This is a genomic window from Promicromonospora sp. Marseille-Q5078, from assembly GCF_050315395.1.
Classification (GTDB): domain Bacteria; phylum Actinomycetota; class Actinomycetes; order Actinomycetales; family Cellulomonadaceae; genus Isoptericola.
In genome coordinates, this window is sequence record NZ_JBNPQG010000001.1 from 3598755 (window position 1) to 3619600 (window position 20846).

Genomic DNA, 20846 nt, shown 5'->3' on the forward strand with positions numbered 1-20846 from the left:
GCTCGCGGTGGTCCACGTCGTCGTCTCCGGCGCGTTCGCCGGCGTGGAGTCGCACGTCGCGCGCCTGGCGCGCGCCCAGGCGGTGCGCGGCGACCGGGTCGTCGTCGTCGGCGGGGACGTCGGCAGGGTGCGCGAGGCGGCGGGCCCCGGGGTGCGCGTGCTGCCGGGCGGGTCCCTGCGCGAGGCCCGGGCGTCGCTGGCTCCGCTGCGTGCCGGGGCCGACGTGCTGCACGCCCACATGACGGCGGCCGAGCTCCTGGCGGTCGTCGCGGGGCGCAGCACGACGGCGGCGCGCCGGGTCCCGGTGGTGGCCACGCGGCACTTCGCGCAGGTCCGGGGGCGCAGCCTCGGGGGGCGCGCGGCCTCCCGCGTGATCGGGCCGCGGCTGGCGGCCCAGATCTCGATCAGCCGGTACGTCGCGGCCGCGGTCGACGGGCCGAGCGTCGTCGTCCCGCCCGGGGTGGGGCCGGCCGGCGACGACACCCCCGACGGCGGACCGCGGGCCGCGGACCGCGCACCGGTGGTGCTGATGGTGCAGCGCCTCGAGCCCGAGAAGCGCACCGACCTCGGCATCCTCGCCTTCGCCGACTCCGGCCTGGCGGCGCGCGGGTGGCGGCTCGACGTGGCGGGCGGGGGCTCGCTGCGTGACGACCTGGCACGGCTGGTGAGCCACCACGGGCTGACCGACAGCGTCCGGCTCCTCGGCGAGCGCCGCGACGTGGCCGCGCACATGGCGCGGGCGTCGCTGCTGCTGGCCCCGTGCCCCGCGGAAGGGCTCGGGCTCAGCGTGCTGGAGGCGATGGCCGCGGGCCTGCCCGTGGCGGCGGCCGACGCCGGCGGGCACGTCGAGACGCTCGGCGGCCTCGACCCCGCGGCGCTCTGGCGGCCCGGCGACCCGGACGACGGCGGGCGGTGCCTCGCCGAGCTCGCCGCGTCGCCCGCGCGTCGCGACGCGCTCGCCGCCGCCGCCCGCGACCGCCAGCGCCGCGGCTACACCCCGGCGGCGCAGGCGGCCGCCACCGACGCCGTCTACCGGGGCGTCCTGCGCCGCGCCCCGGCGCGCGAGGGCGCCCCGCTCGGCTCCGGGCGGGCGTCGTGACGGGCGACGGCGTCCGCGACAGCGTCCGTGACGTCGTGCTGGTGTCGCTGGAGCCGTGGGACGACGTGTGGCGGCGCAACCAGCACCTCGCGGCAGGGCTGCTGCGCCGGTTCCCCCGGTCGCGGCTGCTCGTGGTGGAGCCGCCCCGCGACCCCGCGCACGACGCACTGCGCCGCACCCGCCCCCGCACCGGGCTCGGGCTGCGCGCCGGGCCGCCCCTGGACGGCGTGGCGCCGGGCCGGCTGTGGCTGCTGCAGCAGACCAAGTGGTGGCCCCGCCGCGCGGACCCCGGGGGCGACCGGCGCCGCGCCGCGGGCGTGCGCCGCGCGGCGGCGCGGGCCGGGCTGCGCCGACCCGTGCTGTGGGCCAACGACCCCGGGGCGGCCGACGTCCTCGCCGTCACGGGCTGGCGCACGGTCTACGACGTCACCGACGACTGGACGAGCGCGCGCCGCGCCCCCGCCGAGCACGCGCGCATCGTCGCGGCGGAGGCGGCGCTGCTCGCCGGGGCGCGGGAGGTCACGGTCTGCTCGCCGGCGCTCGCGGCGCGCAAGGGGGGCGACGGGACCGCCGGCCCGGTCACCCTCGTCACCAACGGCGTGGACGTCGCCGCGTACCGCCGCCCGCGTCCCCGCCCGGCCGACCTCCCCCCGGGCCCGTGCGCGGTGTACGTGGGCACGCTGCACGGCGACCGGCTGGACGTCGGCCTGTGCGTGCGGACCCAGGCCGCGCTGGCGGGGGCGGGAACCCTCGTGCTGGTCGGTCCGGTGGCGCTCGAGCGCGACGAGGAGGCCCGGCTGCGCGGTGCGGGCGTCGTGCTCACCGGGGCGCGCCCGTTCGACGCCGTCCCCGGGTATCTCCAGCACGCCGCGGCGCTCGTCGTCCCGCACGTGGTGGACGGCTTCACCGACAGCCTCGACCCGCTCAAGCTGTACGAGTACCGCGCGGTGGGGCGGCCGGTCGTGACCACGCCCGTCGCCGGGTTCCGCGAGCAGGCCGACCAGGCCGTCCAAGCCGGCCAGGCCACGACCGCCGTCACGGCCGTCGACGCGGCGCTGTTCCCCTCCGCGGTGCGCGGCCTCCTGACGGACCCGGCGCCGTCGGCGCCGGCCGACGACGTGCCGACCTGGGACGGTCAGGTCACGCGGTTCGCGGCCGTGCTGGCACGGGCGGGCGCCGCGGGTCCGGCGCGCGCCGGGCGGCACGTCGCCACACCGCGGTGACGGCGCGCGCCGTCCCCGCCACCGCGAACCGCTCCAGCGCGACGGCGTGCGCGCGCACCGCGACCTCGTGCGCGGCGCGCGGGTCGTCGAGGACGGCGACGATCGCGTCGGCGAGGGCCCGCGGGTCCCCCGGGGGGACGAGACGGCCGAGCGGCGCGCCGTCTGCCCGCAGGATCTCGGGGACGCCGCCCGCGTCCGTGGCGACCACGGGCACGCCGCGCACCATGGCCTCGACCACCACCTGGCCGAACGGCTCCGGCACCGGGGACGCGTGCACGCACAGCGCGAGCGCGTCGAGGGCGGCGGCGGGGTCGGCGGCGAAGCCCGCGAGCTCCACCCGTCCCCCGAGGCCGAGGCGCCGGATCTCGGCCTCGACGTCCCGCGCGTAGTCCCCCGCCCCGAAGGCGGGAGCGCCCAGCAGGCGGAGCACGACGTCCGGATGGCGCGCGAGCACCGCGGGCGCCGCACGGACCAGCTCGAGCTGGCCCTTCGTCGGCGAGATCCGGCCGAGGAGCCCCACGACGCGCGGCCGCCCGGGCGGCGGCACGGGCGGCGGAGCGGGGAGCGCCTGCTCCGGCGCGAAGCCCGGGTAGGCGACCGTCAGGTCGCGCACCCCCGGGAGGGTCGCGGCCGTCGCGCGCGAGTTGGCGACGACGGCCCGCGGGCCGTGCCGGGCCGCCGACCGGAGCACGCGGACGACGGCGGGCGGCAGGTAGTCGGGCGCGATCCGGTCGTGCACGTGCCAGACCACGGGGACGCGGCAGGTCCGCGCCGCGACGAGCCCGAGCACGTCCGCCTTGAGGGTGGTGGTGTGCACGACGTCCGGCCGGACGGCGCGGACGACGCGTCGCAGCGCGACGACGGTCCGCACGGCGGAGGACGCGCGCCGCAGCGCTCCCCGGGAGAGCGCCGTGAGGGTGCCCCGGCCCGCCGTCACGAGGTCGGGGTCCGCCTCGACCACCCTGACGGGCGTCCCGGTGCTCTCGAGGAGCGCGACCAGCGGCCCGTCCGCGAGCAGCACCACCCGGACGTCGACCTCCGCCCCGGACGCTTCGCGCCGCAGGGCCGCGCAGAGCCGCACCAGGGCGAGCTCCGCGCCGCCCAGCTCGGCGGTGTGCCCGACGACGAGGACCCGCAGCGGGCCGCGCGAGCGGGGCCCGTTCACCGCTCCGGGTTCCTGCGCTTCCGCCCGCCGGGTTCCTCCGTCGGCTCGGCCCCCGGCACGACGGCGCCGGACGACCGCGACGTGACCCGTGCCCATTGCGGGCCGCGGGTCGCCGTGGCCCCGCTGGCGGACACCACCTCCGGGAGCCGGACGGTCTCCGCCCCGACCTCCTGGCCGTCGGGGCCGTCGGGGCCGTCCTTCGCCGGCTTCTCCGTCGGTCCCTTCGTCGGTGCCGCCTTGGCCGGCGGACGCGCGGTGTCCGCGCCGTCCTGCTCCGCCGTCGCGACCTGCTCCGCCGACGTGCCGCCGGCCGCGTCGTACACCGACGCGTACCGGGTGCGGCGGTCGCTCTTGACCCCCGAGAGGGCGATCCCCGCGAGCGGCACGTTGTTCCCGCTCAGGCGGTCGGCCGACTCGGTGAGCACCACGCGGTCGGTCTTGCCGACGGTCGCGAGGAGCACCGCGGCGTCGGCGTACCCGCCGAGGATGGTCGCGTCGGCGGCTGCGAGCACGGGCGGCGCGTCGATCACGACGATCTCCGCCCGCTCGCGCAGTCCGTCGACGAGCGCGCGGGCGTCGTCGGTGGCGAGGTAGTCCGCGGGGTCCATCGCCACGTGCGGCACCGGCACCAGCTCGAGGTGCGGCACCCGGGTGGGCCGCGGCAGCTGCAGGTCCCCCTCCCAGCCGGCGGGCGGCGGCAGCAGCGCGGCGAGCTCGGGCCGGCGCATGTCCGCCTGCAGGATCGCCGTCCGGCGCCCGCTCAGCGCCCACGAGGCCGCGAGGTTGGCCGCGATGAACGACCGGGGGGCCGCGGGGTCGGTCGCCGTGACGAGCACGATCGCGTGGTCGCCCTCCGGGAGGGCCACGTGCAGCGAGGTGCGCAGCTCGCGGATCGACTCGGTGAACGGCGACGCCGTGCGGCTGGAGATCGGCAGGATCTCGGTCGCGCGGGCGTCCTTGAGGGAGTGCTTCACGCCGGAGAGCTCGGCGAGCACGGGCAGCCCGGTGAGCTCGCCGGCCTGCGTCGCGCCGCGCACGCGGAAGTCCAGGCCGCGCTTGGCGAAGGCGACCCCGACCCCGGCCATCAGCCCGGCGAGGAGCCCGAGGGCGACGACGGTGGCCGGCGGCACCCCGAGGGACACCGCCGTGACCGCCGGCTTCGCCACGACGGCCACCGCCTCCGACGCGCGGATCGAGTCGAGCATCTGCTGCTCGCCCACGAGCACCTGGTACTGGCCCTCGAGCGTGGTGAGCTCGGTCTGGGCGAGGACGTCGGTCTTCTTGCTCTGCTGGTTCACCGTGTCGTACCGGTCGCTCAGGCGCTCGAGGCGGGCGTCGATCTCGTCGAGCTGCCCCTCGAGCACCGCCGGCAGGTGCGCGACGTACGCTCCCGCGAACGCGTTCGCGACCGCGATCGCCTGCTCCTCGCTGCCGCCCCGCGCCGTGACGGCGACGGAGCCGGTCTCCGCGCCGGCGGTCGCCGTGACGGTCAGGTCGCCCTCGGCCGTCCCGAGGGTGGCGGACGCCGCCCGCTCCACCTCGGGGCCGGTGGCGAGGTCCGGGTCGGCGTCGACCGTCATGGCGGCGACGTCCGAGTCGGGCGCCGCGTCGGCCTCGCGCAGCTGCACCGTCGCCGTCGCCTCGTAGACCTGGTCCTGCCGGTCGAGGTACACGAACGCCGCGGTGAGCACGACGACGAGGGTCACCACGACGAGGTATTTGCCGTCCCAGACGGTCCGGAAGAACTCCCGCACGGTCATCGGACCCCTGCCTTCCCTGCGGCGGTGGTCATGGTCCCGGCCGTCGCGGCGACCCCGTGGCCGCGCTGGTCGCGCTGGTCGCGCACCACCTGGCGCAGACGGTCGAGGAAGCGGGGCACGCCCAGCCGTTCGACGTGCGCGTCGATCGCGTCCGCGTCCCACCGGGTCGCGCAGGCCGTGTCGATCGCCTGCGCCACCGACGCGGGCGTCACCGCGTCGAAGAAGACCCCGTTGACGCCGGGCGCCACGGTGTCCAGGTAGCCGCCCGCCCGGAGCGCCGCCACGGGCATCCCGAACGCGCCCGCCTCCAGCGGGGTCAGCCCGTAGTCCTCGTAGGACGCCGCGACGAGGAGCTCCGCGCGGCGGTAGAGCCAGCGCAGCTCGGCGTCGTCCACCCGGCCCACGAGCACGACCTGGCCGGGGCGGCCGCGCGCCGCCAGGCCCGCGAGCCGGGACCGGTCGGGGCCGTCGCCGACGACCACGAGGCGCCGCCCGGAGCTCAGCGCCGCCCGGACCACGACGTCGACGTTCTTGTACGGCAGCAGCCGCGCCACGCACAGCAGGTAGCCGCCCTGCGCCCCGTCCTCGCCCTGGGCCTCTGGCCCTGCGTCGGCGGCGTCGCGCAGGGCGCGCGGCGCCCGTTCGGGTCCGTCGGGCGCCAGCGCGGGCGGGGGCGGCAGCACCTCGGCGTCGATGCCGTAGGCGGCCTGCACCGCGTCGCGCGTCACGGTCGAGTTGGCGAGGTAGACGTCGGCCCGCCCGGCCGCGCGCCGGTCCCAGTCCCGCAGGCCGGGGGCGAGCGCCGCGAGCGCCGCGCGGGACGCCAGCGCGCGCGCCCGGTCGACGACGCCGCCGGCCGGGGCGTGCGCCCCGAGGTACCGCTCGGTCTGGTAGAGCCACCGGGCGGGGGCGTGGCAGTACACGACGGTGCGTCGTGCGCCGCGGTACCCGTGGGCCCAGCCGGTGGAGGACGCGAGCAGCACGTCGCCCGCGACGCGCTGCCGGTCGACGGCGGCCGGCAGCAGCGGGAGCGCGAGGCGGTGGTGGCGGCGCAGGATCCCGACGCGGTCCAGCGACGAGGTCCGCAGGTCCACCTCCGCGAAGTCCGGGAACGTGCCGTCCGGGTGGTGGAGCGTCGTGTACATCGGGGAGCCGGGGAACGCCTGCGCCATCAGCAGCGCGACGCGTTCCGCCCCGCCCCTCTGCGTCGCGTAGTCGTGAGCGAGCACCACACCGTCGGTCATCGGCCCTCCCCTGCGACGCCGCCGTGCGGCACGGCGGGCCCCGTCAGGTTAGGGCGGGAGGACCCGGAATCGGCCCGGTTCCGGGGTTCCTCACCCGGGTGAATCGGCCGGTCAGGCCGGGATCACACCTTGGTGTGGAACTTTCCCTGGGCGGTGAGCAGGCCCTCGACGAGCACCATCTCCACGGCGTCGGCGGCGTCGTCGACGAGGATCGGGAGGTCCTTGCGCTCGGTGGCGGAGAAGTCCTTGAGCACGTGGTCGGCGGTGTCCATGCGGCCCGGGGGGCGGCCCACGCCGACGCGCACGCGGACGTAGTCCTTGGTGCCGAGCGCCTTGGTGATGTCGCGCAGGCCGTTGTGGCCGCCCTCGCCGCCGCCGGACTTGAGCTTGATGGTGTCGAACGGGATGTCGACCTCGTCGTGCACGACCACCACCTGGTCCGGGTCCACGCCGTAGTACTTCGCCAGCCCGGCGACCGGGCCGCCGGAGGTGTTCATGTACGTGGTGGGCTTGGCGAGCACGACGCGCGGGCCGGGCCGGCCGCCGGGCAGCACCCCGAGCCGCGTCTCGGCGACGACGGCCTGGGCGCGGGCGTGCCGGGAGAACCGCGCGCCGGTGCGCTCGGCGAGCAGGTCGAGCACCATCTGCCCGACGTTGTGCCGGTTGCCCGCGTACTTCGGGCCGGGGTTGCCGAGCCCGATGACGAGCCACGGGGTGTCGGTCATGCGGCGGTTCCTCCCACCAAGAGCCGTGGGCGCGGGCCGTCGTCGGTCGAGCCTGTCGAGACCACAGCGGGTCTCGACAGGCTCGACCGACGACGGCACGCGCCCACGGCGAACGGGTCGGGGTGTGTCAGCCCTCGGTGGACTCGGCGGCCTCGGCGGAGTCCGCGGCGGCCTCGCCCTCCTCGGCCTCCTCGTCCTCGGCGGCGACCTCGGAGCGCGGCTCGGCGACCTGGACGACGGACGCCTCGGGGTCGGTCAGCAGCGTGGCGCCCTCGGGCAGCTCGACCTCGCCGGCGGTGACGTGCGAGCCGACCTCGAGACCCTCGATCGACACGTCGACCGACTCGGGCAGGTCGGTGGCGAGGGCCTCGACGGACAGCGTCTGCGCCTCGACGAAGTGGATGGTGCCGGGGGCCGACTCGCCCACGATGTTCACGGTGACGTCGACGGCGATCTTCTCGCCGCGGCGGACGATCAGGAAGTCGATGTGCTCGATGATGCTGTTCACCGGCGTGCGCTGCACGTCCTTGGCGACGGCGAGCTCGGTCTTGCCGTCCAGCTCGATGGAGAACAGGGCGTTCGAGTGACGCATCGCGAGCATGGTCGCGTGGCCCTGGAGGGTGATGTGCACCGGGTCCGCGCCGTGCCCGTACAGGACGGCGGGGATCTTGTTCTCACGACGGATGCGGCGGGCGGCGCCCTTGCCGAACTCGGTGCGGGCCTCGGCGGCGAGCTTGATGTCGGACACGTGGATCACTCCTGGGATGTCTGTGCGTGCCGATGACCAGAGGGAGTCGTCGGCCGTCCACGAGGTGGGTGGTCCCCGCGAACTTGCGGTTGCGTCGGCGTGGGACACGTGACGGACGCGATCGGAGCGCGCCGTAGGGCACCCGCATGAGGACGCGGTGCACCGACAGCCGCCCAGTCGATCACGGAAATCCGACGGATCCAGCTCTGATGGTGCCGCTGGACCGGGCAGGATGACCCTGCTCGACCTGCGCCCGTCAGACGTCCCTCGCCGAGGCAACCGGACGAGTATAGCGTCCCTCAGGACTGGGCGTGCTCGCCCGGGCGGTCCCCCGCACGTCCGCGGGCCACGGTGCCGCCGCGCGGGCGGTAGACCACCTGCGCCTGAAAGACGAACCGCACGACGAACGCCACGAGGATGAGCGCCGCCTGCACCAGCTCGGGGTGCGGCACGGCGCGCTCGACGATCCACCACAGCAGCAGCGTGCGGACCACGGCCTCGGTCCCGTTGAACGCGAACGACCGCACGAAGCGGCCCCAGAAACCGTGAGCACCTTCACGCAGGTCGGCGAAGACGAACCGCTCCTGCAGCAGGAAGTTGATGACGATCGTCACGACGTTGGCCCAGATCACCGCGGGCAGGTAGTGCACCCCGAGGGCCTGCAGGCCCGCGAGGATCGCCAGGTTGAGGACGGCGCCCGCCGCGCCGATCACGGCGAACGGCGACAGGCGCCCGAACCGCAGCATCGTGAGCTGCTGCACGTAGCGCAGCCCGTTCGCGAGAGTGGCCTTGGACCGGCCGGCGAACCGCTCGCCGAAGACGAACGGCTCCTCGACGACGACGAGCCGCTGCCGCGCGAGGATCTCGAGCAGGATCTTGAACCCGCGCGGGTGCAGCCCGTCGAGGTCGACGGCGCCCTGGCGCACGACGAAGAACCCGGTCATGGGGTCGGAGACGTCGCGCAGCTTGACCGGGAACATGGACCGCGCGAGCAGGCCGGAGGCCTTGGAGACCCAGCGCCGGTAGCGCCCGTCGAGCCCTCCGGCGTCACCGCGCCCGGTGTAGCGGGAGGCGACCACGACGTCCGCGCCCGTCTCGCGGGCGGTGCCCAGCAGCACGGGCACCATCTCGGGCGGGTGCTGCAGGTCGCCGTCCATCACGACGACCCGCTCGCCGGACGCCGCCCGCAGCCCGGCGACCACGGCGCCGGACAGCCCGCCCTCGGGGCTCTCGCGGTGGATCGCCCGCACGGGCACGGCCGACGTCGCCGCGACCCGGTCGATCTCGGCGGGGGTGTCGTCGGTGGAGTCGTCGACGAACAGCACCTCGACGCCGCCGGGGGCGACGCGGGCGCCCTCGCCCTCGGGCCCGAGCACCGCGGTCAGGCGGCGGACCAGCTCGGCGACGTTCGGCCCCTCGTTGTACGTGGGGACCACCACGGTCACGTCCACCGCCATGTCCACGTACCTCCCCTCGGCGGACGCCGCGGCCCGGGGCGACGCGTCACCCCGGGCCGTCGGCGTCGCTCAGGCGTTCCCGTCGAACAGGCTCGTGACGGAGCCGTCGTCGAAGACCTCGCGGATGGCGCGGGCGACGAGCGGGGCGATGGACAGCACGGTGAGCTTCTCGAACCGCTTCTCGGGCGAGATCGGCAGCGTGTCGGTGATGACCACCTCGGTGGCGCCGCACTCCTGCAGGCGCTGCGCGGCGGGGTCGGACAGCACGCCGTGCGTGGCGGCCACGGTCACGGAGCGGGCGCCCGCGTCCATGATCACCTTGACGGCCTCCGCGATGGTGCCGCCGGTGTCGATGAGGTCGTCGACGAGCACGCAGTCACGGCCCTCGACGTCGCCGACGACGCGGTTGGCCACGGCCTGGTTCGGGCGGGTGACGTCGCGCGTCTTGTGCACGAACGCGAGCGGGCAGCCGCCCAGCTTGGCGGCCCACTGCTCGGCGACGCGGATGCGGCCGGCGTCCGGCGAGACGACGGCGACGTTCGACAGGTCGACGCGTGTGCGCACGTAGTCCACCAGCACGGGCATGGCCCACAGGTGGTCGACCGGGCCGTCGAAGAAGCCCTGGATCTGCGCGGTGTGCAGGTCGACGCTCATGATCCGGTCGGCGCCGGCGGTCTTGAGCATGTCCGCCACGAGGCGGGCCGAGATGGGCTCACGGCCGCGGCTCTTCTTGTCCTGGCGCGCGTAGGCGTAGAACGGCGCGACGACGGTGACGCTGCGGGCCGACGCCCGCTTGGCGGCGTCGACCATGAGCAGGTGCTCCATGAGCCACTGGTTCACCGGGGCCGTGTGGCTCTGCAGCAGGAAGATGTCGGCGCCGCGCACCGACTCCCCGAAGCGCACGTACGTCTCGCTGTTCGCGAAGTCGTAGGCCGAGACGGGCAGCAGCTCGATGCCGAGCTCCTTCGCGACCGACTCCGCGAGCTCCGGGTGCGCCCGTCCGGAGGCGAGGACGAGAGTGCGCTCTCCGGTGCCGGGGATGAAGTTGTTCATCGCTGCGTGCTTCCTTCGGTCGGGTCGGAACTGTCGGCGGAGGGGGTGGTCGTGGGGGCGTCGCCGGGCGCCACCACGGGGATGGCGCCGGTGAGGGCATTGTGCGCGGCGAGCTGCTGCTGTGCCTGCGCACCGAGGCCCTGGACCTCCGCGTCGGCGCGGGCGCGCGCGGCGGCCTCGGCGGCCGGGGTCTCGGGCCAGCGGCGCTCCACCCAGCCCTCGACGTTGCGCTGCTGCGCGCGGGCGACGCCGAGCGCCCCCGCCGGCACGTCCTTGACGATGACCGACCCGGCGCCCGTGTAGGCACCGTCGCCGACGGTGACCGGCGCGACGAACATGGTGTCCGCGCCCGTCTTCGCGTACGAGCCGATCACCGTGCGGTGCTTCGCCTTGCCGTCGTAGTTCACGGTCACCGACGCGGCGCCGATGTTGGTGTGCTCGCCGATCGTGGCGTCGCCGACGTACGACAGGTGCGGCACCTTGGAGCCCTCGCCGATCTGCGCGTTCTTCGTCTCGACGAAGGTGCCGATCTTGCCCTTGGTGCCGAGCTCCGTGCCGGGCCGCAGGTAGGCGAACGGGCCCACCTTCGCGTCCGCGCCGATCACGGACAGCGAGCCGTGCGTGCGCACGACGCTCGCGCCCGGCCCCACCTCGACGTCGGTCAGCGTGGTGTCCGGGCCGATCGTCGCGCCCGAGTCGACCTTCGTGGCGCCGTGCAGCTGGGTGCCGGGCAGCAGGGTGACGTCGGGGGCGAGCTCGACGTCCACGTCCACCCAGGTGGTCGCCGGGTCGACGACGGTGACGCCGGACTGCATCCACTCGGTGAGCACGCGCCGGTTCAGCTCGGCGCCGAGGACGGCGAGCGCCACCCGGTCGTTGACGCCCTCGACGAGCATCGGGTCGTCGCTGAGCACGGCCCGCACGGCCCGGCCCTCGGCCCGCGCCGCGGCGACGACGTCGGTGAGGTAGACCTCGCCCTGCGCGTTGTCGCGGTCGAGGCCGGCCAGGCTGCGGCGCAGCACCGCGGCGTCGAAGACGAACACCGAGCTGTTGATCTCGAGGATCGCGCGCTGCTCGGGCGTCGCGTCCTTGTGCTCGACGATCGCCAGCACGTCGCCCGTGCCGGCCTCGCGCACGACGCGCCCGTAGCCGGTGGCGTCCGCGACCTCGGTGGTGAGGACCGTGACCGCGTTGCCGTCCGCGTGGTGCGCCGCCAGCAGCTGGCCGAGGGTGGCGCCGTCCAGCAGCGGGATGTCGCCGGCGAGGACGACGACCGCGCCGTCCAGGCCGTCGCCCAGCGGGTGGTCGCCGCCGTTGGCGTGGTCGGCGTGCAGCTCGTCGTCCACGGCGTCGTCGTGCACCAGCTGGGCGGCGCGGCCGGCGTGGGCGCGCGCGTCCAGGGCGTCGAGGGCGCACTGCACGGCACGGCCGGTGCCGGGGACCTCGTCCTGGTCGACGACGAGCGCGGCGGGGTCGAGCTCGGCGGCCGCGGCGGCGACGACGTCGCGCTCGTGCCGGACGACGACCGCCACGTGCTCGGGGTCGAGCTCCCGGGCCGCGGCCATGGCGTGCCCGAGCATCGACCGCCCGCCGAGGGCGTGCAGCACCTTCGGCGTCGCGGACCTCATGCGGGTGCCCTGCCCTGCGGCGAGGACGACGACGGCCGCCGGCCTCTCGGTGCTGTCCGGTCGTGTCGAGACCACGAGTGCTCCGTCTCTCTCGGGTGTGCTCTGTCGATGGTGCGCGAGCTCCGCCCCCAGGACTCGAACCTGGACCAAAGGCACCAAAAACCTCTGTGCTGCCGATTACACCAAGGCGGACCGGGCCCCCGGGGCGGGTCTGCGCCCGCAGGCGCGGCACCGTCGGGCGTCCGTCCTCAGTCTGCCAGGTCCGGCGGACCGCCCTGGCACGCGTCTCGCGCTCCGCGGGACCGCGGGGGCGTGGCACGCGCCACACCCCGTCAGGCGCTCACGGGCTCCGGCCGGACGGGGAGCGTCAGCGCGAGCTCGAAGCCGTCGTGGACGTGGGCTGCGGTGATGCGCCCGCCGTGGGCCTCGACGATGCCGCGCACGATGGCGAGGCCGAGGCCCGCGCCGTGGCCGGCGCCGGCCTCGGCGTCCGCGTCGGCGGTGCGGGCCTCGCTCGCGCGCCACCCGACGTCGAACAGGTGCCCGAGGTCGGCGGCGGCGACCCCGCTGCCGTGGTCGAGCACGCCGATGACGAGATGCTCGTCGTCACGGGTGTGCGCCGAGACGACGATCTCGGAGCCGGCCGGGGCGTGCCGGACGGCGTTGGCGAGGAGGTTCCCGATCGCGCGGGTCAGCTCCCGCGGGTCGGCCCAGAGCAGGTGCCCCTCGATCCCGGCCTGGACGATGCGCACGTCCCGGCGGGCGGCCGCGTCGCGGACGTCGACGACGGCGTCGGACACCAGGTCGAGGAGGACCACCACCTCCCGCTGGAGCCGCAGCGTGCCGCTCTGCAGGGTGGAGAGCTCGAAGAGGTCGTCCACCATGGCGGTGAGCGTGTCGACCTTCGACCGGATCGTGCGCACGTACTCGTCCGGGTCGGGGGCGACGCCGTCGTCGAGCGCCTCGGTCATGGCGCGGATACCCGCGAGCGGCGTGCGCAGGTCGTGGGAGATCCAGGCGAAGAACTGCCGGCGGGCCGCGTCGAGCTTGTCGATCTCGGCCCGCGCGGCGGCCAGTCGCGTGGAGGTGTCGGCGAGCTGCGCGTGCAGGTCGTCGAACTCCCGCCAGCCGGCCGGCCCCGGCTCGACGACGCCGCCGTCCGCGATCCGGCGCGCCGACTCCGAGAGGGTGCCCACCGACCGGCGCACGGCGCGGGTCGTCGTCAGCCAGGCCGCGGCGAGGCTCATGACCGTCGAGACGGCGACCACCGCGCTGAGCACGACCAGGTCGTGGGTGGAGATGAACATCTCGACCATGACGGCCACGACCGAGGCGACGATCGAGGCCACGGCCGCGGCGATCACGATCGCGAACTGCGAGGCGACCGGCCCGCGCCGGTTCCACCGCAGGGCGGCGACCGCGAGGGCGGTCACGACGGCCGTGCAGACCACGGTGGTCAGCACGATCAGCCCGACGTCGGTCCACGAGAGCACGGTCAGCCCCTTCCTCGCGGCGTGAACCGGTAGCCCACGCCCCACTCCGTCCGCAGGTACACGGGGTACCGGGGCTCCGGCTCGATCTTCTCCCGCAGGCGCCGCACGTGCACCGTCACGGTGGACGCGTCGCCGAAGCTCCACCCCCACACCTCGCCCAGCAGGTCGTCGCGCGCGAGCACCTGGTCGGGGTGCCGCACGCAGTACAGCAGCAGCTCGTACTCGCGCGCCGTCAGGGCGATCTCGTCGCCGCCGCGCCAGGCCCGCCGCCGGCCCGGGTCGACGCGGAAGTCGCCGACGGTGAAGACGTCGCCGGGCGAGGACGGCACGCGACGGCGCAGCTGCGCGTCGACGCGCAGCCGCAGCTCCTTCAGCGCGAACGGCTTGGTGACGTAGTCGTCCGCGCCGCGCTCCAGGCCCGCGATCCGCTGCTCGACGGCCCCCAGGGCGGTGAGCATGATGATCGGCAGGTCGGACGTCCGCCGCACGTCGCGGCACAGGTCGTCGCCGGTGACGCCCGGCAGCATGCGGTCCACGACCAGCACGTCCGGCAGGTCGGCCCGCAGCGCGTCCCGCGCGCTGCCGCCCTCGCTGTAGAGGGCGACGTCGTACCCGGCGGCCCGCAGGTAGTCGCCGACGACGGTGCGCACGGTCGCGTCGTCCTCCACGACCATGACCCGCGGCCTGCTGCTCCCCATGCGCCGCACCCTACGCAGCGGCGGGGCGCACGCGAGCGCTCCTTACGGAACTGAAAGAACGCCCCCGGGCCGGACGGCGCGGTGGTTCGGTCGTGACGCAGCACCGAACACACCGAGCACACCGACGAACACCCCGTTCCCGAGACGAGAAGGACACCCCTCATGCGTGCGAAGGCACTCGCCACCACCGGGCTCGTCGCCCTGGCCCTGACCCTGTCCGCGTGCGGCGCGGACACGGACGCCGCCTCCGGCGACGACATGACCACGCCGGCCGCCCAGGAGTCGATGCAGTCCGACGACATGCAGTCCGACGACATGCAGTCCGACGACATGCAGTCCGACGACATGCAGTCCGACGACATGAGCGCCGACCCCATGGCGCAGCACGGCTCGTTCGCCGGCCTGAACGACAAGTCCGTCGAGGGCACGGTCACCGTCGAGGGCGACACCGTCACCCTCTCCGGCTTCTCCTCCGACGAGGGCCCCGACCTGCACCTGTACCTGGCGAACGGCTCCGACGAGGCCGCCGTGGCCGCCGGCACGGAGCTCGGCACGGTCGCGTACGACGAGGCCGAGCAGACGTTCACGCTCGACGGCGTGGACGCCGCGGAGTTCACCGACGTCGTCGTGCACTGCGACAAGGCCAAGGCCGTGTTCGGCGCGGCCACGCTGATGTGAGGCCCGCCGTGACGTCGACCGTGAGGCACGCCCCGACGGCACCTCGCTCGCGCGTCGCCCCGGCTCTCGCCGGGGCGGCCCGCGTGGCCCTCGGGCTCCTGTGGCTGGCCGAGGGCCTGACCAAGTACCGCGCGGGGTTCGGCGCCGCCGACATCCGGCTGGTCGTGGACAGCGCCGCGGCGAACCCGCGCGTGCCGGAGTTCTTCCAGCTCTTCACCGACACGGTCCTGGGCTCCGCGCCCGGGTTCTTCGGGGTCGTCATGCCCCTGCTGGAGACGCTGCTGGGCGTCGTACTGGTGCTCGGCGTCCTCACGGTGCCGGCCGCCTGCGCGTCGGTCGTCACGCTCATGACGTACTGGCTGGCCGACCAGCTCGTCGGCCAGTACCCCGTCATGGTGCTGCTGTCGGCGGTCGTCCTGCTGTTCCCCGCGGCGGCGAGCGCCTGGTCGCTCGGCGCCGTCCTCGCGTCCCGGCGGCCCGCCCAGGCACAATGACCCCATGCCCTCCGACTCCCGAGCGTCCAAGCGTCCGCCGCGCGCCCGGATGACGGCGAGCCAGCGGCGCGAGCAGCTGCTCGAGGTCAGCCGCGGCCTCTTCGCCGAGAAGGGCTTCGACGGCACCAGCGTCGAGGAGATCGCGGCCCGCGCCGAGGTGTCCAAGCCGGTGGTCTACGAGCACTTCGGGGGCAAGGAGGGCATCTACGCCGTCGTCGTCGACCGCGAGGTGCGCGCGCTCACCGATGCGCTGATGGGCGCTCTCGAGCAGGGCGGCCACCCGAAGGTGCTGGTCGAGCGCACGGCGCTGGCGCTGCTCGGGTACATCGAGGCGTCCGAGGACGGCTTCCGCATCCTGGTGCGCGACTCCCCCGTCGCCCAGGCCACGGGCACGTTCTCCAGCCTCATCGGCGACGTCGCCACCCAGGTCGAGCACATCCTCGGCGACCAGTTCAAGGCGAACGGCCTGGACCGCCGGGCGGCGCCGCTCTACGCGCAGATGCTCGTGGGGATGGTCGCGCTCACCGGGCAGTACTGGCTGGACGCCCGCAGCCCCGACAAGGCCGAGGTGGCCGCGCACCTCACCAACCTCGCGTGGAACGGGCTGTCCGGGATGGTCAAGAAGCCCGAGCTCACGAAGTCCCGCTGACCGCGGGCCGAGCCCTTCCGTCGGTCGAGCCTGTCGAGACCCCCTTATCCCGAGAGGCTCGACCGACGCGGGTCCTGCTCACCTGCCGTCGAGGTACCCGTTCGCGTTGATCACGTACTTCGTCGCCGCACCGGCGTCGAACTCGGCGTAGCCCCGCGGGGCCTCGTCGAGGGTGATCGCCTTCGCGTTGACGTTCTTCGCGATCTGCACGCGGTCGTGCAGGATCGCCTGCATCAGGCCGCGGTGGTACTTCATCACCGGACACTGACCCGTGGTGAAGGCCAGCGACTTGGCCCACCCCGTGCCCAGGCTCAGCGAGAGCGAGCCCTTCTTCGCGGCCTCGTCGATCCCGCCCGGGTCGCCCGTGACGTACAGCCCCGGGATCCCGAGCGCGCCGCCTGCGGCGGTGATGTCCATCAGCGAGTTGAGCACGGTGGCCGGGGCCTCGTGCCCGGAGTCCGCGCCGTGGCCCTTGGCCTCGAACCCGACGGCGTCGACCGCGCAGTCGACCTCGGGGACGCCGAGCAGCTGCTCGATCTGGTCGCCGGGGTCGCCCTTCGTGAGGTCGACGGTCTCGCAGCCGAACGTGCGGGCCTGGGCCAGCCGGTCGGCGTTCATGTCCCCGACGATCACGACGGCCGCCCCCAGCAGCAGCGCCCCGGTCGCGGCGGCGAGCCCGACCGGCCCCGCGCCCGCGACGTACACCGTGGAGCCGACCCCCACGCCCGCCGTCACGGCGCCGTGGAACCCGGTCGGGAAGATGTCGGACAGCATGGTCAGGTCCATCATCTTCTCGAGCGCCTGATCCCGGTCCGGGAACTTCAGGACGTTCCAGTCGGCGTAGGGCACGAGCACGTAGTTCGCCTGCCCGCCGACCCAGCCGCCCATGTCGACATACCCGTACGCGCTGCCCGGTCGGTCCGGGTTCACGTTCAGGCAGATGCCGGTCTTGCGCTCCTTGCAGTTCTTGCAACGGCCGCACGCGATGTTGAACGGGACCGAGACGAGGTCGCCCACCTTGAGGAACTCGACGTCCCGGCCGACCTCCACGACCTCGCCGGTGATCTCGTGACCGAGCACCAGGTCCGTCGGTGCCGTGGTGCGGCCCCGGACCATGTGCTGGTCCGACCCGCAGATGTTCGTCGCGACCGTCCGCAGGACCACGCCGTGGGGCACCTTGCGGCCGACGTTGGCGGGGTTCACCCCCGGCCCGTCCCTGAGCTCGAACGTGGGGTAGTCGATGTCGATGACCTCGACCTCGCCGGGTCCCTTGTACGCGACGGCGCGGTTGGTGTCTGCCATGGTGCTCCTCCTCGAACACGTCCCGGCCCGGTCCGGACCGGTAGGTCGACCGTAGGCACGTCGCGCCCGACCGGCAGGCCGGGAGCGGGTGAGGTCCGGGCAGACGTTGTGCGCGGGTCGGGGGTCTGCTAGGCCTGCGGGTATGACCCGGGTCACCGTCCGACGCCGCGTCAGGCGCGTCACGATCGGCGGCCGCTCTGCGCGCCGCGAGGACCTGCTCGCGGGCGAGGAGCCGCTCGAGATCCGCGTGGGCGGGCGCTCCTACGCCGTCACGATGCGCACGCCCGGGCACGACGTCGAGCTCGCCACCGGCTTCCTCGTCTCGGAGGGCGTCGTGACCGGCGGCGGGCAGGTCGCCGGCGCGCGGTACTGCGCCGGCTCCCCGGGGGTGCCGGGCGAGAACGCCTACAACGTGCTCGACGTCGCCCTCGCCGCGGACGTCGCCCCGCCGGACCCGGCGCTCGCCCGGGAGTTCTTCACCTCCAGCGCGTGCGGCCTGTGCGGCAAGGCGTCGATCGACGCGGTGCGCACCCGCGGCGCCTTCGAGGTGGCGGGCGACCCGGTCCGCGTGGACGCGGCGCTGCTCGCCTCCCTCCCCGACCGGCTGCGCGCCGCGCAGGACGTGTTCGCCCGCACCGGCGGGCTGCACGCCGCCGGCCTGTTCGACGCCGCCACCGGCGAGCCGCTGGTGGTTCGGGAGGACGTGGGCCGGCACAACGCCGTCGACAAGGTGGTCGGCTGGGCCGCCGCGGCCGGGCTGCTGCCGCTGCGCGGCACGGTGCTCATGGTGTCCGGGCGGGCCAGCTTCGAGCTCACGCAGAAGGCCGTCATGGCGGGCGTGCCGGTGCTCGCGGCGGTCTCCGCGCCGTCGTCGCTGGCGGCGGAGCTCGCCGACGAGGCCGGGCTGACGCTGGTCGGGTTCGTGCGCGACCCCACGCTCGTCGTCTACGCCGGCGAGCACCGGGTGGTCGAGGACGCCGGCACGGAACGGGCAGGCACCGGGCCCGCCCAGGGGCACCGGAGAGGGGACGCCGCATGACCAGGGACACGCCGGACACCACGCGCACGCCGGACCGGCCGACGGGGACCCGGCCGCCGAAGGAGTGGGCGGCGGGCGTCCCCGGCATCCTGCACGCGCTCGTGCCCGCCGTACGCGGGATGGGGCCCGCCCGGTCGGCGAAGCTGCTGCTGTCGATGAACCACAAGGACGGCTTCGACTGCATGAGCTGCGCGTGGCCGGACCCGGACCGGCGCAAGCCCGCGGAGTTCTGCGAGAACGGCGCCAAGGCCGTCACGTGGGAGGCGACGCGGCTCGTCGTCGAGCGGTCGTTCTGGGCGGAGCACCCCGTCTCCGACCTGCGCACGCGCCCCGAGCACTGGCTCGGGCAGCAGGGCCGGCTCGTCGAGCCCGTGCACAAGGCCGCGGACTCCGACCACTACGTCCCGGTCTCCTGGGACGAGGCGTTCGCGATCCTCGCCGACCGGCTCGGCGGGCTCGAGGACCCCGACCAGGCGGCCTTCTACACGAGCGGGCGGGCGTCCAACGAGGCGGCGTTCGTCTACCAGCTGTTCGTGCGCGCCTTCGGCACGAACAACCTGCCCGACTGCTCGAACATGTGCCACGAGTCCACGGGGGCCGCGCTCGGCGAGACCATCGGCGTCGGCAAGGCCACGATCACCTACGACGACTTCGCGAAGGCCGACCTGGTCGTGATCATGGGGCAGAACCCGGGCACCAACCACCCGCGGATGCTCACCGCGCTCGAGGAGGCCAAGGAGGCCGGGGCGAGCATCGTCGCGGTGAACCCGCTGCCCGAGGCCGGGCTCATGCGCTACAAGAACCCGCAGACGGCGCGCGGGCTGGCGGGCCGGGGCACGCAGCTCGCCGACCAGTTCCTGCAGATCCGCCTCGGCGGGGACATGGCGCTGCTGCAGGCCGTGTCGAAGCGGGTGCTCGGCGCCGAGGCCGCGGCGCCCGGCGCGGTGCTGGACCACGCGTTCCTCGCCGAGCACACGACGGGGCTCGGGGAGCTGGCCGCGCACCTGGCCGTCCTCGACGAGGACGCGGTGCGCGCCGCGACGGGGCTGACGAGCGCGGAGATCGACGAGCTCGCCGACCGCTACGTCCACGCCGAGCGCGTCATCGTCACGTGGGCGATGGGCCTGACCCAGCACGCGAAGGCCGTCCCCACGATCAAGGAGATCGTCAACCTCCTGCTGCTGCGCGGGAACATCGGCCGCCCGGGCGCGGGGGCGTCGCCGATCCGCGGCCACTCCAACGTGCAGGGCGACCGCACCATGGGCATCTGGGAGCAGATGCCGGACAGCTTCCTCGACGCGCTCGAGGCCGAGTTCGGGTTCCCGGTGCCGCGCGAGCACGGCGTGGACGCCGTCGGCACCGTCGAGGGCCTGGCGGCCGGCCGCGTCCGCGCGCTCGTCGCGCTCGGCGGCAACCTCGTCTCGGCGATCTCCGACACCGGCGCCGCGGAGGACGCGCTGCGCCGCGCCGACCTGACCGTGCAGATCTCGACGAAGCTCAACCGGTCGCACGCCGTCGTCGGGCGCGAGGCGCTGATCCTGCCCACGCTCGGGCGGACCGAGGTGGACCGGCAAGCCTCGGGCGAGCAGTTCGTCTCCGTCGAGGACACCGTGTGCGCGGTGCACGCGTCGCGCGGCAAGGTCGAGCCGGTGGGGCCCGGGCTGCTCTCGGAGGTCGCGATCGTCACGCGGATGGCGCGGGCGGTCCTCGCCGCGCGCCCGGACGCGCCGGGGAACCGGGCCGGGGCAATCGACTGGGCGGCGATGGAGCGCGACTACGACGTGATCCGCGAGCACGTCGCGCGCGTCGTCCCCGGCTGCGAGGACTACAACGCGAAGATCCGCCGCGAGAGCGGGTTCCGGCTGCCGCACGGGCCGCGCGACTCCCGCACCTTCCCCACGCCCGACGGCCGCGCGCACCTGACGGTCAACGAGCTCGCGCCCGTCGAGTGCCCGCCCGGCCGCCTGCTGCTGCAGACCATCCGCTCCCACGACCAGTTCAACACCACCATCTACCGGCGCGACGACCGCTACCGCGGCATCAAGGGCGGGCGCGCCGTGGTGCTCGTCAACCCCGAGGACCTCGCGGAGCTGGGCCTCGCCGACGGCACGACCGTCGACGTGCACGGCGAGTACCACGACGGCGTCGACCGCGTGCTGCGGGGCCAGCGGGTCGTCGCGTACCCGACGGCGCGTGGCTGCGCGGCCGCCTACTTCCCGGAGGCGAACGTCCTCGTGCCGCTCGGCGCCACCGCGGAGACCAGCCGGACGCCGGTCTCCAAGGCAGTCGTCGTGCGGCTCGAGCCCGCCCCCGACGGAGCCCGACCTCCCGCGAGGTAGTCCAGGTCCCCGCGAGGTAGTCCAGGTCCCCGCGAGGTAGTCCAGGTCCCCG

At 75.0% G+C, this 20846-nt stretch carries 18 protein-coding genes and 1 tRNA gene; 7 read left to right on the forward strand and 12 right to left on the reverse strand.

Annotated elements, in window-relative coordinates; genetic code table 11:
* Positions 1–7 precede the first annotated feature (7 nt).
* Together ACQFYA_RS16585 and ACQFYA_RS16590 are read left to right on the forward strand one after the other, a co-directional pair.
* Positions 8–1099, forward strand: a complete 1092-nt coding sequence (locus ACQFYA_RS16585) for a glycosyltransferase family 4 protein (RefSeq protein WP_499125983.1) — start codon at positions 8–10, stop codon at positions 1097–1099.
* The gene (locus tag ACQFYA_RS16590; RefSeq protein WP_499125985.1) at positions 1096–2322 is read left to right on the forward strand and encodes a glycosyltransferase; all 1227 of its coding nucleotides are present in this window, start codon (positions 1096–1098) and stop codon (positions 2320–2322) included. Before ACQFYA_RS16585 ends, ACQFYA_RS16590 begins: the two co-directional genes overlap by 4 nt.
* On the opposite strand, the gene ACQFYA_RS16595 is transcribed toward ACQFYA_RS16590, so the two are convergent.
* The 11 genes from ACQFYA_RS16595 to ACQFYA_RS16645 all read right to left on the reverse strand — a co-directional run bounded on the left by ACQFYA_RS16595 (position 2240) and on the right by ACQFYA_RS16645 (position 14293).
* On the reverse strand, positions 2240–3487 hold the full coding sequence (locus ACQFYA_RS16595) for a glycosyltransferase (RefSeq protein ID WP_499125987.1): 1248 nt from the start codon (positions 3485–3487) through the stop codon (positions 2240–2242). The genes ACQFYA_RS16590 and ACQFYA_RS16595 overlap by 83 nt on opposite strands.
* Positions 3484–5247: a polysaccharide biosynthesis tyrosine autokinase gene (locus tag ACQFYA_RS16600; RefSeq protein WP_499125989.1), complete on the reverse strand. Its 1764-nt coding sequence runs from the start codon at positions 5245–5247 to the stop codon at positions 3484–3486. Before ACQFYA_RS16600 ends, ACQFYA_RS16595 begins: the two co-directional genes overlap by 4 nt.
* Positions 5244–6491: a glycosyltransferase gene (locus tag ACQFYA_RS16605; protein WP_499125990.1), complete on the reverse strand. Its 1248-nt coding sequence runs from the start codon at positions 6489–6491 to the stop codon at positions 5244–5246. The genes ACQFYA_RS16600 and ACQFYA_RS16605 overlap by 4 nt, the downstream gene beginning before the upstream one ends.
* A 122-nt stretch (positions 6492–6613) precedes the next feature.
* On the reverse strand, positions 6614–7216 hold the full coding sequence (gene pth, locus ACQFYA_RS16610) for an aminoacyl-tRNA hydrolase (RefSeq protein WP_499125992.1): 603 nt from the start codon (positions 7214–7216) through the stop codon (positions 6614–6616).
* Positions 7217–7343: 127 nt separating this feature from the next.
* Entirely contained in the window at positions 7344–7964 is a 621-nt protein-coding gene (locus ACQFYA_RS16615; protein WP_499125994.1) for a 50S ribosomal protein L25/general stress protein Ctc, read from the reverse strand.
* Between the two features lie 299 nt (positions 7965–8263).
* Entirely contained in the window at positions 8264–9421 is a 1158-nt protein-coding gene (locus ACQFYA_RS16620; protein WP_499125996.1) for a glycosyltransferase, read from the reverse strand.
* Between the two features lie 69 nt (positions 9422–9490).
* Entirely contained in the window at positions 9491–10474 is a 984-nt protein-coding gene (locus tag ACQFYA_RS16625) for a ribose-phosphate diphosphokinase (RefSeq protein ID WP_499125998.1), read from the reverse strand.
* Positions 10471–12102: a bifunctional UDP-N-acetylglucosamine diphosphorylase/glucosamine-1-phosphate N-acetyltransferase GlmU gene (gene glmU, locus ACQFYA_RS16630; protein WP_499127577.1), complete on the reverse strand. Its 1632-nt coding sequence runs from the start codon at positions 12100–12102 to the stop codon at positions 10471–10473. The genes ACQFYA_RS16625 and glmU overlap by 4 nt, the downstream gene beginning before the upstream one ends.
* A 120-nt stretch (positions 12103–12222) precedes the next feature.
* A tRNA-Gln gene (locus ACQFYA_RS16635) sits at positions 12223–12294 on the reverse strand.
* 140 nt (positions 12295–12434) lie between these two features.
* A complete protein-coding gene (locus tag ACQFYA_RS16640; RefSeq protein WP_499126000.1) occupies positions 12435–13595 on the reverse strand; it encodes a sensor histidine kinase in 1161 nt (386 codons plus the stop codon).
* Between the two features lie 2 nt (positions 13596–13597).
* Positions 13598–14293: a response regulator transcription factor gene (locus ACQFYA_RS16645; protein WP_499126002.1), complete on the reverse strand. Its 696-nt coding sequence runs from the start codon at positions 14291–14293 to the stop codon at positions 13598–13600.
* A 162-nt stretch (positions 14294–14455) separates the two neighbouring features.
* Between ACQFYA_RS16645 and ACQFYA_RS16650 the strand changes: the two genes are divergently transcribed.
* From ACQFYA_RS16650 to ACQFYA_RS16660, 3 genes are read left to right on the forward strand one after another with little or no spacing between them, the layout of a single operon-like run.
* Positions 14456–14971, forward strand: a complete 516-nt coding sequence (locus tag ACQFYA_RS16650; RefSeq protein ID WP_499126003.1) for a DM13 domain-containing protein — start codon at positions 14456–14458, stop codon at positions 14969–14971.
* A gap of 20 nt (positions 14972–14991) precedes the next feature.
* Entirely contained in the window at positions 14992–15465 is a 474-nt protein-coding gene (locus ACQFYA_RS16655) for a DoxX family membrane protein (RefSeq protein ID WP_499126005.1), read from the forward strand.
* Positions 15466–15514: 49 nt separating this feature from the next.
* On the forward strand, positions 15515–16114 hold the full coding sequence (locus ACQFYA_RS16660; protein ID WP_499127579.1) for a TetR/AcrR family transcriptional regulator: 600 nt from the start codon (positions 15515–15517) through the stop codon (positions 16112–16114).
* Positions 16115–16192: 78 nt separating this feature from the next.
* Here the strand turns inward: ACQFYA_RS16660 and fdhA are convergent, their stop codons facing one another.
* Positions 16193–17416, reverse strand: a complete 1224-nt coding sequence (fdhA, locus tag ACQFYA_RS16665; protein ID WP_499126006.1) for a formaldehyde dehydrogenase, glutathione-independent — start codon at positions 17414–17416, stop codon at positions 16193–16195.
* A 142-nt stretch (positions 17417–17558) separates the two neighbouring features.
* Between fdhA and fdhD the strand changes: the two genes are divergently transcribed.
* Together fdhD and ACQFYA_RS16675 are read left to right on the forward strand one after the other, a co-directional pair.
* Positions 17559–18455 (forward strand): formate dehydrogenase accessory sulfurtransferase FdhD, encoded by an 897-nt coding sequence (gene fdhD, locus ACQFYA_RS16670; RefSeq protein ID WP_499126007.1) that lies wholly within the window; start codon positions 17559–17561, stop codon positions 18453–18455.
* Positions 18452–20794 carry an FdhF/YdeP family oxidoreductase gene (locus ACQFYA_RS16675; RefSeq protein ID WP_499126009.1) on the forward strand — a complete coding sequence of 781 codons (2343 nt, stop codon included), beginning with the start codon at positions 18452–18454 and terminating at the stop codon, positions 20792–20794. The genes fdhD and ACQFYA_RS16675 overlap by 4 nt, the downstream gene beginning before the upstream one ends.
* Positions 20795–20846: the final 52 nt, after the last annotated feature.